Annotated in this window: 13 protein-coding genes; 7 read left to right on the forward strand and 6 right to left on the reverse strand. The window is 69.0% G+C overall.

Annotation, left to right across the window (positions count from 1 at the left end):
- Positions 1-68 precede the first annotated feature (68 nt).
- Both SCLO_RS11895 and SCLO_RS11900 read left to right on the forward strand, forming a co-directional pair.
- Positions 69-497, forward strand: coding sequence for a VOC family protein (locus tag SCLO_RS11895; protein WP_066517916.1), 429 nt, complete (start codon positions 69-71; stop codon positions 495-497).
- A gap of 58 nt (positions 498-555) precedes the next feature.
- Positions 556-795 carry a hypothetical protein gene (locus SCLO_RS11900; protein ID WP_066517913.1) on the forward strand — a complete coding sequence of 80 codons (240 nt, stop codon included), beginning with the start codon at positions 556-558 and terminating at the stop codon, positions 793-795.
- Positions 796-843: 48 nt separating this feature from the next.
- Here SCLO_RS11900 and SCLO_RS11905 read toward each other — a convergent pair whose 3' ends face one another.
- Positions 844-1,779 carry a ribose-phosphate pyrophosphokinase gene (locus tag SCLO_RS11905; RefSeq protein WP_066517911.1) on the reverse strand — a complete coding sequence of 312 codons (936 nt, stop codon included), beginning with the start codon at positions 1,777-1,779 and terminating at the stop codon, positions 844-846.
- 119 nt (positions 1,780-1,898) lie between these two features.
- Between SCLO_RS11905 and SCLO_RS11910 the strand changes: the two genes are divergently transcribed.
- Together SCLO_RS11910 and gltX are read left to right on the forward strand one after the other, a co-directional pair.
- On the forward strand, positions 1,899-3,554 hold the full coding sequence (locus tag SCLO_RS11910; RefSeq protein WP_066517903.1) for an NAD+ synthase: 1,656 nt from the start codon (positions 1,899-1,901) through the stop codon (positions 3,552-3,554).
- Positions 3,551-4,885, forward strand: coding sequence for a glutamate--tRNA ligase (gene gltX / locus SCLO_RS11915; protein WP_066517899.1), 1,335 nt, complete (start codon positions 3,551-3,553; stop codon positions 4,883-4,885). Before SCLO_RS11910 ends, gltX begins: the two co-directional genes overlap by 4 nt.
- Here gltX and SCLO_RS11920 read toward each other — a convergent pair.
- The 4 genes from SCLO_RS11920 to hemC all read right to left on the reverse strand — a co-directional run bounded on the left by SCLO_RS11920 (position 4,869) and on the right by hemC (position 8,246).
- Entirely contained in the window at positions 4,869-5,621 is a 753-nt protein-coding gene (locus SCLO_RS11920) for an esterase/lipase family protein (RefSeq protein ID WP_066517930.1), read from the reverse strand. The genes gltX and SCLO_RS11920 overlap by 17 nt on opposite strands.
- A 114-nt stretch (positions 5,622-5,735) precedes the next feature.
- Complete coding sequence (locus tag SCLO_RS11925; RefSeq protein WP_066517929.1) at positions 5,736-6,626, reverse strand: hypothetical protein; 891 nt, start codon at positions 6,624-6,626, stop codon at positions 5,736-5,738.
- Between the two features lie 28 nt (positions 6,627-6,654).
- Positions 6,655-7,323: a uroporphyrinogen-III synthase gene (locus tag SCLO_RS11930; protein WP_066517898.1), complete on the reverse strand. Its 669-nt coding sequence runs from the start codon at positions 7,321-7,323 to the stop codon at positions 6,655-6,657.
- Entirely contained in the window at positions 7,320-8,246 is a 927-nt protein-coding gene (gene hemC / locus SCLO_RS11935; RefSeq protein WP_066517897.1) for a hydroxymethylbilane synthase, read from the reverse strand. The genes SCLO_RS11930 and hemC overlap by 4 nt, the downstream gene beginning before the upstream one ends.
- A gap of 44 nt (positions 8,247-8,290) precedes the next feature.
- Here hemC and tsaD point away from each other — a divergent pair, with 44 nt between their 5' ends.
- From tsaD to SCLO_RS11950, 3 genes are read left to right on the forward strand one after another with little or no spacing between them, the layout of a single operon-like run.
- Entirely contained in the window at positions 8,291-9,325 is a 1,035-nt protein-coding gene (gene tsaD, locus SCLO_RS11940) for a tRNA (adenosine(37)-N6)-threonylcarbamoyltransferase complex transferase subunit TsaD (protein ID WP_066517890.1), read from the forward strand.
- 13 nt (positions 9,326-9,338) lie between these two features.
- Entirely contained in the window at positions 9,339-10,310 is a 972-nt protein-coding gene (locus tag SCLO_RS11945) for an NAD(P)H-dependent glycerol-3-phosphate dehydrogenase (protein ID WP_066517888.1), read from the forward strand.
- A gap of 42 nt (positions 10,311-10,352) precedes the next feature.
- Positions 10,353-11,870 carry a lipopolysaccharide biosynthesis protein gene (locus SCLO_RS11950; protein WP_066517887.1) on the forward strand — a complete coding sequence of 506 codons (1,518 nt, stop codon included), beginning with the start codon at positions 10,353-10,355 and terminating at the stop codon, positions 11,868-11,870.
- Positions 11,871-11,920: 50 nt separating this feature from the next.
- Here the strand turns inward: SCLO_RS11950 and SCLO_RS11955 are convergent, their stop codons facing one another.
- On the reverse strand, positions 11,921-12,922 hold the full coding sequence (locus tag SCLO_RS11955) for an adenosine kinase (RefSeq protein ID WP_066517885.1): 1,002 nt from the start codon (positions 12,920-12,922) through the stop codon (positions 11,921-11,923).
- Between the last annotated feature and the right edge of the window lie 123 nt (positions 12,923-13,045).

The following is a 13,045-nucleotide window of genomic DNA, read 5'->3' on the forward strand; positions in this document are numbered from 1 at the left end:
CTAGCGGCAAAGCAGGGTTCGCGCTAGGCTGATGAGGCAGCAGGCGATTCTCTTCACAGGAGGACAAGATGCCCGGTTCCCTCGTCATTCCATGCCTTCGCTATGCCGACGCGCCCGCCGCGATCGCATTCCTGTGCGAAGCCTTCGGTTTCGACCGGCACGCCGTCTATGCGGATGCCGGCGATCCTTCCATCATCCACCACGCCCAGCTGGTGCTGGACGGCGGCATGGTGATGCTGGGCAGCGTCAAGGATATGGAGAGTGAGTCGCTCTACACATGGTCCACCGCGCGCGACCTGGGCGGCGTGACGGGGTGCGTCTATGTCGTGGTGCCCGATCCCGACGCGCATTGCCTCCATGCCCGCAACGCCGGGGCGGTGGTGGTGCAGGAACCGCAGGACAATCAAGGCTATCCGGGACGCGGCTATACCGCGCTGGACCCGGAAGGGAACGTCTGGAGCTTCGGCAGCTACGATCCCTGGGCGGACGAGGTTTAAGCCTTCCGCAACCTGCCGCCGCTAAGCTGCCCTTCCATCGCAAATGAGGGAGCGCGGGGTGGCGCCGGTCGGCTGGATATTGAGCTTCATCTGCCTGTTCGCGGGGCTGGCCCTGCGGCAGGACATGCCGGTCGGCGGATCGGCCACCTTGTCCATGCTGCTGCTGGCGATGGCGCTGCTCGCCTGCCCGATGCTGTGGCGGGGCAGCCCCCTGGGCATTTCGCGCGGCCAGCGGATCGTCGTGGCGCTGGCGATGATCCTCAGCCTTCCGCTGATCCTGCTGCCCGCCGCATCCTGAAAGTCGCGCCGCGCGACTTTCGCTTTCCCTGGTCGCCGCGATTCCCGGTCAATCGAACAGGCTGGAGACGGAGCTTTCGTCCGCGATCCGCTTGATCGCCTCGCCCAGCAGCGGGGCGATGGGCAGATGGCGGATGCGCTGCGCGTTGCAGACCGCATCGGACCCCTGGATCGAATCGGTGATGACCAGTTCCCTGAGCGCCGATGCTTCCACGCGCGCCACCGCGCCGCCCGACAGCACGCCATGCGTCACATAGGCGGCGACTTCCTCCGCGCCCGCTTCCTTGAGCGCGGCGGCGGCGTTGCAGAGCGTCCCCGCCGAATCGACGATGTCGTCGATCAGGACGCAGAAGCGGCCCTTCACGTCGCCGATGATGTTCATCACTTCCGATTCGCCCGCCCGCTCGCGCCGCTTGTCGACGATGGCGAGGGGCGCGTTGTCGAGCCGCTTGGCCAGCGCGCGGGCGCGCACCACGCCGCCCACGTCCGGCGACACGACCATCAGGTTGCGGTCGCCGAAGCGGGCCTGGATATCGGCCGACATCACCGGCGCGCCGAACAGATTGTCGGTCGGGATGTCGAAGAAGCCCTGGATTTGCCCCGCGTGGAGATCGACCGAAAGGACGCGGTTCGCGCCCGCCGTGGTGATGAGGTTCGCGACCAGCTTGGCCGAGATCGGGGTGCGCGGGCCGGGCTTCCGGTCCTGCCGGGCATAGCCGAAATAGGGGAGGACCGCCGTGATTCGCTTGGCCGACGCGCGTTTCAGCGCGTCGATCATGATGAGCAGTTCCATCAGATTGTCGTTGGTCGGATAGCTGGTCGATTGCAGCACGAACACGTCCTCGCCCCGGACATTTTCATGGATTTCCACGAAAACCTCTTCGTCGGCGAAGCGGCGGACGCTGGCGTCGGTCAGGGGAATCTCGATATAGTCGGCGATGGCGGCCGCCAGCGGCTTGTTGGAATTGCCGGACATCAGCTTCATGGCGAAAACCCCGTGACGGAATGATGACGAGTGCGGAAAATCGACGCCCCTTTAGCGGCGCAGGCCCCCGGTGGAAAGGCGCTTTTGCGCGTCGCGGCAAAATGCTCTAGGGGCCGGCCATGACCGACAAACTCGTGATCGCCCTGGCCCAGATGACACAAAGCGTGGGCGACCTTGCGGCCAATGCCGACGCGATGCTGGAATGGCGGGGCCGGGCGGCGGGCGCGGACCTGATCGTCTATCCCGAATTGCAGCTGATCGGCTATCCGCCCGAGGATCTGGTGTTGAAGCCCGCCCTGGTCGACCGCGCCAATCAGGAACTGGACCGGCTGGCGCAGGCGACGGCGGATGGCGGCCCCGCCATGCTGGTCGGCACCGTGGTCGCCTCGCAGGGCGTGTTGTTCAATGTGGTCGCGCTGCTGGAAAATGGCGCGGTGACGGCGATCCGGCAGAAGCGCGAACTGCCCAATTACGGGACGTTCGACGAAAAACGCCTGTTCGCTCCCGGTCCGCTGCCCGCGCCGATCGAGTTTCGCGGCGTGAAGCTGGGCGTCCCGATCTGCGAGGACATCTGGTTCCCCTTCGTCACCGCGCATCTGAAGGCCGAAGGGGCGGAAATCCTCATCAGCCCCAATGGCAGCCCCTATGAGGTGGACAAGGACGACCGCCGCATCAACGCCGTCGCGGGGACGCGGGTGCGGGAGACCGGCCTGCCGCTCGTCTACCTGAACCGCGTCGGGGGACAGGACGAACTGGCGTTCGACGGCGCCTCCTTCGTCATGAACGGCGATCTTTCCATCGCGCAGCAGCTTCCCGACTGGGAGGAAGCGCTGGTGCTCACCACATGGGAGAAATGGGACGGCCAGTGGGTCTGCCTGCCCGGCGAGCGCCACGAACTGGATGCCCATCCCGCCGACATCTATAATGCGATGGTGCTGGGCCTGCGCGACTATGTGAACCGCAATCGATTCCCCGGCGTGGTGCTGGGGCTGTCGGGCGGGATCGACTCCGCGCTCTCCGCCGCCGTCGCCGTCGATGCGCTGGGCGCGGACCGGGTGTGGTGCGTGATGATGCCGTCCCGCTTCACCGGGCGGGAAAGTCTGGACGACGGCAGGGAATGCGCCCGCCTTCTGGGCGTGCGCTACGACAGCATCCCCATCGAACCGGCGGTCGAAGCCTTCGACGCGATGCTGGGCGATGCGTTCGAAGGCCGCCAGCGCGACCTCACCGAGGAGAATATCCAGTCGCGCATCCGGGGCGTCACGCTGATGGCGCTCTCCAACAAATTCGGCCACATGCTGCTCACCACCGGCAACAAGAGCGAGATGTCGGTCGGCTACGCCACCATCTATGGCGACATGGCGGGTGGTTATTCGGTGCTGAAGGACGCCTACAAGACCACGGTCTTCGACCTGTCGCGCTGGCGGAACGAAAACAGGCCCTCGCTCGGCCTCGGCCCCTCCGGCCCGGTGATGCCCGAGCGCGTCATTGCCAAGCCGCCCACCGCCGAACTGCGCGAGAACCAGAAGGACGAGGACAGCCTGCCCCCCTATGAGGTGTTGGACCCCATCCTCTACGGCCTTGTCGAGGAGGAACTGTCGGTCGAGCAACTGGTCGCGCGCGGCTTCGACCGCGACACCGTGGCCCGGATCGAACGGCTGCTCTACATCGCCGAATATAAGCGCCGTCAGGCTCCGCCCGGCGTGAAGCTCGGCATACGCAATTTCGGCCGCGACCGCCGCTATCCGATCACCAACGCCTTCCGGACCCTATGACCGTCATCACCCGCTTCGCGCCGTCGCCGACCGGCCATCTCCATGTCGGCAATATCCGCGCCGCGCTCCACAACTGGCTGTGGGCGCGCAAGAGCGGGGGCAAGTTCCTGCTCCGTCTGGACGACACGGACCTTGAACGCTCGCGCCCGGAATATGCCGACGCCATCCGCGCCGACCTTACATGGCTGGGCCTGACATGGGACGATGAGGCGCGCCAGTCCGATCGCTTCGCCCTCTATGAGGAGAAGTTCGAGGCCTTGAAGGCATCGGGCCATGTCTACCCGGCCTATGAGACGCAGCAGGAGCTGGAGCTTCGCCGCAAGGTGCTGCTGGGACGCGGCCTGCCCCCCGTCTATGACCGCGCGGCGCTCAGCCTCACGCCTGAACAGATCGCCGCCTGTGAGGCGGAAGGCCGCAAGCCGCATTGGCGCTTCAAGCTGGACCATGACCGGCCGATCCTCTGGAACGACCTGATCCGGGGCGAGCAACGTTTCGATCCGAAGCTGCTCTCCGATCCGGTGATCCGCCGCGCCGACGGGTCATGGCTCTACATGCTGCCGTCGGTGATCGACGATATCGCGATGGGCGTCACCCATGTGCTGCGCGGCGAGGATCATGTGTCCAACACCGCGACGCAGATCCAGATGTTCGCCGCGCTGGGCGCGCGGCTCCCCGCCTTCGCGCATGAGGCCCTGCTGACCGGCAGCGAAGGCAAGCTGTCCAAGCGCCTCGGCTCGCTCGGCGTCGCGCATTTCCGCGAGGGAGGGCTGGAGCCGATGGCGGTCCTCTCCCTGCTCGCCCGCCTCGGCAGCAGCATGGCGATAGAGCCCTTCACCGATGTGCGGCCGCTGATCGACAGCTTCGATTTCGCCCATTTCGGCCGCGCCCCGGCCCGCTTCGATGAGGGGGAACTGGCGACCCTCAACCAGAAGATCGTCCATATGCTCCCCTATGCGGCGGTGGCCGGCCGCCTGCCCACCGGCATGGACGAAGCCGCATGGGACGCGATCCGCCCCAATCTGGAAATCGTCGCGCAGGCGGCGGACTGGTGGCGCATCGTCACCGGCCCGTTCGACGCGCCCGCACCGGAGGCGGAGGACCGCGACTTCCTTTCCGCCGCCCATCGCCTGCTGATGGAGATTCCCTTCGACGGCGGCGAATGGCGCGCCCTTACCGATGCGCTCAAGGGCGAAACCGGGCGCAAGGGCAAGCCGCTGTTCCTGCCCCTGCGCCGCGCGCTCACCGGCATGGATCATGGGCCCGATATGGGCCGGCTTCTCTCGCTGATCGGGAAGGAAGAGGCGCTGGCGCGGCTCAGTTCGCGCGCATAGCTTCCAGCGCGCGGCCCACCGCCAATATGCCTTCGGGCGCGGCGGCAAAGCCCATATGGGTGCAGTCGACCTCGATCGCGCGGTCGCGTTCGCCTTTCCGCCCGCGCGCGCATTCGGGCAGGATCACCCCGTCCCGCGCCGACCATAAAGCCACGGTCGGCACCGGCGGCTTTTCCTCGCGGCGGCAGGCGAAGGGCGGGCAATCGACCGGATGCCCCGCCACGAACTGATAGAGCCGCCAGGCATGATTGGCCCGCGGATCGCCGGAAAAGGGCGTGCCCATCGTCACCACGCCGCCGACCTTGTGCGTCGCGAACTTGGCATATTCGCGCGCGAACAGCCCGCCCAGGCTCCATCCCACCAGCGTCACCGGCGCGCCGCTCGACCGGCGGATCGCGTCGACGCGCCGGTCGATCTGCTCCAGGCTGTCGATCTTCGGCCCCAGATTGCGGCCCAGCCCCCAGCCATGCGCGTCGAACCCGGCGGCGTTCAGCACCTCGCGCAGCGGCTCCATCCGCCGCTCTCCCGCCATCAGGCCGGGGATCAGCAGCAGATGCCGCCCGTCCCCGCGAATGGCCTGCGCCAGTTCGGGCAGGCTCTTGCGCGTCCGCGCCAGATCGAAGGGCAGCGCCGCATTGCCCAGCAGGTGCGGGATCGGCGGACGCGCCACGGCCTTCGGGCCGGCGGGGAAACGGCCCTTCCAGAAATTCGCGATGGCATCCGCATAGGGAGGCACGGCAAGGCAATCCTTCTCAAGCCCAGGGGCAAAGATGACATTGTCGTGACAAATGCGGCGACCGTCCATCGGTTTCATCGCCGATGACACTCGATTCGTCGTTTGTGACAGTCTTCAGGGAGCCGGGGGCGAGGGCAGGCCGTCCGCCACGCGCGTCTGGCGCGGCTCCAATATGGCGGCGGTTTCGATCAGGTCGAGCGCCCGCCGCGCTTCCAGATAGCGCCGCGCCAACTGCATCCAGCGGTCCGCCGCCGCCCGGTCGGGCATGCGCTGCACTTCCTGCAACGCCGCGTCGACCCGCCCCGCATCCATGTCGCGAAGCGCGCGCTCCATCGCCGCCTGCGGGCGCGGGGAGGGGGTGGATGCCTTGCGGATGGTGATAAGCTCACGCGCCTCATGCTCCAGCGCCTGCCACCAGCTTGCGTCGCGGGGGGGCGATGTGATCTCGGCGGCGATCTGCGTCAGGCCGCCGCGCAGGTCGCCCAGCGTCACCGGCTCGCGCGCGGCGTTGATGATGGTGGCGACGGCGCGCGGCTGCGCCTGTCCGAAGCGCAGCCGCAACTGCCCCTCGACATAGCCGAGCGGCGCCCCGTTATCGAGCGCCCGCCGTGCCGCGAAGGCGACCAGCATCCCTTCCGCGCGGGTCGCATTGCCCGACGCCGCCTGCGCCTCCACGGTGATGCGGCTCAGCCTTTCCTCCAGCTGCACCACGCGGCTGTCGAGCAGCTCGGCGGCATCGGCGGTGAGCGGGCGCATGGCGGTGGCGGATGCGACAGGCCCGCCGGGCAGCGAAGCGGCCGCCTGGATGGCCGGCGCCGGCGTCATCCATCGTTTCTGGATCAGCGGCATCGCCCAGATGGTCAGCGCCACGCCGATGACGAAGGCCAGCAGCAGCAGGATCAGCATCGTCCACGGAACCCGGCCGCGCACGTCCGCCGCCGAGGGCGGGAGAGGCGGGGGCGGGGGAGGCGGAGGGGCGATCGCGGCGCTTTCCTGTTCGCTCATCGGCGGCTTTTCTTCCATTGGGAGCCGTTCATTCGCATAATCGGCGGGCAAGAGCCAGCATCCTCTCGTCATCGGGCCTTTCGGCAGCCTGAACGCTGGCCCAGCCCTCGCCGCAGGCCGCCTGCGCCGCCGCGCTGATGGCGACGACATGCAGCCTGCCGCGCCGTTCCCGCGCCACCAGCCCCGCCAGCCGCCGCCCGGCGCGCGGGGAATGGATCATCAGCACCGCCGCCTGCCCGATCAGGCCGTCCAGCGCGCCCGCATCCGTCTCGACCATCTCATAGACCGCGACCCGATGCAGGCTCAGCGGGCCCGGATCGACAGGCGCGGTATCGACGCCCCCCGGCAGAAAGACGGTTCGATGCCCGTCCGCCGCGATCCGGGCGGCGATGGCGCTGCCGTCCGTCTCGCCCGCGATCACCGCGTCGAATCCCGCCGCCGCCATCGCCGCCGCCGTCGCCCGGCCCACGGCATAAGCGGGCAGCGCGCGATAAAGCGCCAGTCGCGGCCCGGCCAGCCGCACGGTCTGCGCGCTCGTGATGAGCAGGGCGTCGAAGCCACCGGGCGAAGGCGCGTCCCAATCCAGCGCCCGCCCCTCGAAAAGCGGGCAGCAAGCGGCGGTCAGCCCCATCTCCGCCGCCCGCGCCGCCGTCCGGCCAGCGCCCGGTTCGGGCCGCAGGATGACGAGCGGCCTCACGCCTCGAACAGGGCGCGCAGGGCAGGGCTGGCGCGTTCCAGCAGTCCCCGGCCCAAAGCCTCCGCCGCTTCGGCATCGCCACGCGCGATCCGCGCTTCGTCGGCGACCGTCTCCTGCCCGTCCGCGCTCAATATCTCGGCGCGCAGGCGGATCGCGCCGTCCTCCAGCACGGCCAGCGCCGCGATGGGCGAATGGCAGGTGCCGCCCAGCCCCTTGAGCACCGCCCGCTCCGCCATCACGCAGTCGAACGTGCCGGCATCGCTGATCTCGCCCAGCAGTTCCAGCATCCGCGCATGGCCGCCCAGCGTCTCGATCCCCACCGCGCCCTGCGACGGCGCGGGCAGCATCACGTCCAGCGGAACCAGCGCGCCCACCTCGCTCTGGCCCAGCCGGTCCAGCCCGGCGGCGGCGAGCAGCGTGGCATGGGCTTCCCCGGCCTCCAGCTTGCCCAAACGCGTCGCGACATTGCCCCGGAACAGGATGATCCGCGCATCGGGCCGCAGCCGCCGGACCTGCGCGGCACGGCGCGGGGAACTGGTCCCCACCACCGGATCGGCGGGCAGCGCCTCGAAACGCTCCGCGCCGATCAGCTTGTCGCGGACATCCGCGCGCGGCAGCATCGCGGCGATGCGGATGGCGTCGGGGCGGATCGTCTCCACATCCTTCATCGAATGGACGGCGAAGTCGATCTCCCCTTCCGCCAGCGCGCGGTCCAGCTCCTTGGTCCACAGCGCCTTGCCGCCGATCTCGGCCAGCGCGCGGTCCTGAATCCGGTCGCCGCTGGTCTGGACGACGACCGTCTCGATCGCCTCCATCGGCCAGCCGAAGCGGGCGCGCAGGGCCTGCGCGGTCATCTGCGCCTGGGCCAGCGCCAGCGGGGAGCCTCTGGTGCCGAGGCGCAACGGTCGATCTCTTCCTGTCATATGCGGCTTGCTCTAATGGCCGGGCGCATTAGATGGAAGCGGCAATGACGATCATCCTCGGTCTGGAATCAAGCTGCGACGAAACGGCGGCGGCGCTGGTGACGGCGGAGGGGAAGGTCCTCGCCCACCGCCTCGCCACGCAGGAGGAGGCGCACCGTCCCTATGGCGGCGTCGTGCCGGAAATCGCCGCGCGCGCCCATGTGGAGGCGCTGGCCCCGCTGATAGAGGCTGCTCTGACCGACGCGGCGATGACGCTGGACGATGTGGACGTGATCGCCGCGACGGCGGGTCCGGGCCTGATCGGCGGCGTCATGGTCGGCCTCGTCACCGGCAAGGCGCTCGCCCATGCGACGGGCAAGCCGCTGGTGGCGGTCAACCATCTGGAGGGCCATGCGCTCTCGCCGCGCCTCGCCGATCCCTCATTGCAATTCCCCTATCTGCTGCTGCTGGTGTCGGGCGGCCATTGCCAGCTTCTCCATGTGCGCGGCCCCGGCGATTATGCGCGGCTCGCCACCACCATCGACGATGCGGCGGGCGAAGCCTTCGACAAGACGGCGAAGCTGCTCGGCCTCGGCTTCCCCGGCGGCCCGGCGGTGGAGAAGGCTGCGGCAAAGGGCGACCCCCGCGCCGTGCCGCTGCCGCGCCCGCTCCTTGGCACGGACGATCCGCATTTCTCCTTCGCGGGCCTCAAGAGCGCCGTCATGCGCGCCGCCCAATCGGGCAAGCACAGCGCGCAGGACATCGCCGCCAGCTTCCAGCAGGCCGTGGTCGACTGCCTGATCGACCGCACCCGCCGCGCGCTCGCCGCCAGCCCCGGCGTCACGGCGCTGGTCGTCGCGGGCGGGGTCGCCGCCAATCAGGCGGTGCGCGGCGCGCTCATGGCGCTGGCGGAGGAAGCCGGACTGCCCTTCGTCGCGCCGCCGCTCTGGCTTTGCACCGACAATGCGGCGATGATCGCATGGGCCGGGGCGGAGCGCTATGCGGCCGGTCTGGTGGACGATCTCACCATCCCGGCCCGGCCGCGATGGCCGCTTGATCCGGATGCGGAAAAGGCGCGTGGAGCCGGAGTCAAAGCATGAAGAGCGTGAAAGCATGAAGGCAGGGGTCATCGGCGCGGGCGCATGGGGCACGGCGCTGGCGCAATTGCTGGCCGCCGCCGGCGAGCAGGTCCGCCTCTGGGCGCTGGAACCCGAAGTCGTGGAGGCGGTGAACCGCGACCATGCCAATCCGCTCTACCTGCCCGATATTCCTCTCAGCCCCGGCATAGAGGCGACGGGCGCCATGGCCGACATGGCCGACCGCGACCTGTTGCTGGTCGTCTGCCCCGCCCAGCATCTGCGCAGCGTCGTGGCGCAGGCCCCCGTGGGCGTGCCGCTGATCCTCTGTTCCAAGGGGATAGAGGCAGGCTCCCACCTGCTGATGTCGCAAGTCGCGCAGCAGGCCCAGCCCCGATCGCCCATCGCCGTCCTGTCCGGCCCGACCTTCGCCAGCGAAGTGGCGAAGGGCCTGCCCACCGCCATCACCCTCGCCTGCGCCGATGCCGACCTTGCCGCCCGCATCGCCGCCCGCATCGCGCGCCCGGCCTTCCGCCCCTATCTGTCGGACGACGTGATCGGCGCGGAGATCGGCGGCGCGGTCAAGAACGTCCTCGCCATCGCCTGCGGCGTCGCGGAAGGGGCGGGGTTGGGCCTCAACGCCCGCGCCGCGCTCATCAGCCGGGGTTTCGCCGAAATGACCCGCTTCGGCCTCGCGCGCGGGGCGCGGGCGGAGACGCTGGGCGGGTTGTCGGGCCTCGGCGATCTGGTGCTCACCTGTTCCTCCACCCACTCGCGCAACTTCTCGCTGGGCAAGGGCCTGGGCGAAGGGCATCCCGCCGCCGCCCTGCTCGCCAACCGGCGCACCGTGGCGGAAGGGGCGTTCACCGCCCCCGTGCTGCGCGAAGCCGCGCGCGCGTCGGGCGTCGAAATGCCGGTGGTGGAAGCGGTCTGCGCCCTGCTGGAGGATGCCGCGCCCCTGCCGCAAGTCATCGACGCGCTGCTCGCCCGCCCGATCCGCGCCGAATAAATTCGCCGCGCGGCATTTTATCTTTTATATCCGGCAGCAATCATGACGCGACAGGGGAATGACAGCAGCTTGGCCGCCGACGCAGCCCCTTCCGGATCGCAGGACGACATCGCGGCGCTCGCCAAGGGCGGGCGCATCAACATCTTCGGCTTTCTGCTCCGCCTGGCCGCGCGCCTGCCCTTCCTGTTCATCGCGGGCCGCTGGTATGGCGCGGACGCGCTGGGCCGCTTCGCCTATGCCGTGCTGGTGGTGGAGTTCATCGCGCAGTTGGCGACGCTCGGCCTGAAGCGCGGCCTCGCGGGCGCGCTGGCCCAGACCCAGCGGCCCCATTCCCATGTCGTGACCGACGCGATGATGGTGACGCTGGCCGCCTCCGTGCTGGGGGCGGGCCTGCTGATCGCCTTTCCGCAGGCCATGTTCCCCAACAGCACCATCAACGGCATGGACCGGCTGCTCGCCCTGATCGTGATCGCGGTCGCCGGGTCGGACGTGGCGCTGGCCGCCTGCGCCTATCGCTTCGACATCGGCGCGACGGTGCGCGCGCGTTCGATCATAGAGCCATGGGCGATCAGCATCGGCGCCTTCGCCTTCGCCTTCTATTCGACCCGCGACGGCCTCATCCTCTCCTATGTGGTGTCGATGATCGCCGCGCTGGTCGCTTCGATCATCCCCATGACGCGCCATTACGGCATCCCCTATGGCTGGCGGCCCGATGTCGGGCGCCTGTGGCGGCTGGCGCGGCGCAACCTGCCGCTGGCGGCGGCGGACGGCGTGGAATGGGGATCGCGCAGGCTCGACATGGCGATCCTCGGCCTCTTCGTCAGCCCGGCGGTGATCGGCATCTATTATGTCGCGCAGCAGGTCGCGTCCCTGCCGCAGAAGCTCAAGACCAGCTTCGACCCGATCCTCGGCCCCGTCATCACCCGCAACCTGGCGGAGGGCAATCTTTCCGCCATCGCCAGGCAGGTCAGCCAGGTCGGCTTCTGGATCATCGCCGCGCAGGCGGGGATCGCGCTGGCGCTCGGCATACCGGGCGAAGCGGTCATGGGTCTGGTCGGCCCGCATTTCGTCGGCGGCACCGGCGCGCTCGCCTTCCTGCTGCTCGCCGAAGTCGTCGCCGCCACCGCCGTGGTAAGCGAATCCGCGCTGGTCTACATCGCCCGGCACCGCAACCTGATGATCTCCCTCTTCATGATCGGGCTTCAGGCCGGGTTGAGCTTCATCCTGATCCTGTTCGCCCGGCAGATGGGCTGGGCGGACATGGTGGTCGCCGCCGCGCCCGCTCTGGCGCTCACCATCGCGCTGGGCGTCGGCGCGCTGGTCAAGGCGCGGCTGCTCTCGCACCTGCTGAGCGCGCCCGTCAACGCATGGCGCTGGCCGCTGCTGGGCGCGTCCGCCATCGCCTGTATCGTGGGCGGCGCCTTCGTCGCGCTGCCCCGCCAGCTCGAATGGGTCGAACTGGTCTTCGGCATCCCGGCGATATTGGGCGTCTACGGCCTCGTCATCTGGCGCTGGGGCTTCGGCCCGGACGACCGGGCGCTATTCCGCAAGGCGGCGTAGGGAGATGAAAGTTACCGGGCTCCCGCCTTCGCAGGAGCACGAATCCCGATTCAACCGAACAGCTTCGCGCGGATCAGCTTCAAATCCTCTTCCGGCCGCGCGCCCCAGTGGGCGATCACCTCCGCCGCCGCCGCCGCGCCCAGGCGCAGGCAATGCTCCACATCCATGCCGTCGATATGCGCGGCAAGGAAGCCGGCGGCGAACAGGTCGCCCGCGCCGGTCGTGTCCACGATTTGCGCCACCGGCTCGGCGGTGACTTCGTAACGGATGCCGTCGACCACCGCGATCGCGCCCTTTTCGCTGCGCGTCGACACCAGCACCGGCACCTTGGGCGCGATGGCGGCGACCGCTTTCTCGAAATCATGAATCTGCGCGAGCGACTGGATCTCGCCCTCGTTGGAGAAGAGGATGTCGATCTGCCCCGCGTCGATCAGGTCGATGAAATCCGCCCGGTGCCGCTCGATCACGAAGGTGTCGGACAGGGTGAAGGCGACCTTGCGCCCCGCGCCCCGCGCCGCGTCGATGGCCGCCCGCATCGCCTTGCGTGGCTGTTCCGGGTCCCACAGATAACCCTCCAGATAGAGGATGCCCGCCGACCCGATGAGGTCGAGGTCCAGTGCCTCCTGCGGCAGGAACTGCGACGCGCCGAGGAAGGTGTTCATCGTCCGCTGTCCGTCGGGCGTCACCAGGATCAGGCAGCGGGCCGTCGGCACGTCGCCCTTCGCCGGCGGCGTGTCGTACCGGATGCCGAGCGCGCGCACGTCATGGGCGAACACCGTGCCCAGCTGATCGTCGCACACCTGCCCGATGAAGGCGCAGCTCTTGCCCAGCGCCGCGATTCCCGCCAGCGTGTTGGCGGCAGACCCGCCGCTGATCTCCCTGCCCGCCTCCATGTCGGCATAGAGCCGCTCGGCCATCTCCGCGTCGATGAGCTGCATCGCGCCCTTGCTGAGGCTGCGTTCGGCGAGGAAGCCGTCGTCGCTGCGGGCAAGCACATCGACGATGGCGTTGCCGATGGCGACGATATCAAGCGCGGGGGCGGAAGCGGTCACGCGTTATCCTTATGCTGAAAGGGGAGGAGGAAGGGATGATGGTGCGTCCGTCTCTACCCATGCCGCCGCCCGCGCGCAACGGCCCTGATTGACGGCGCGGGCGGAGCGGAGGATAGCTGCTCC

This window comes from Sphingobium cloacae (genome assembly GCF_002355855.1).
GTDB lineage: Bacteria > Pseudomonadota > Alphaproteobacteria > Sphingomonadales > Sphingomonadaceae > Sphingobium > Sphingobium cloacae.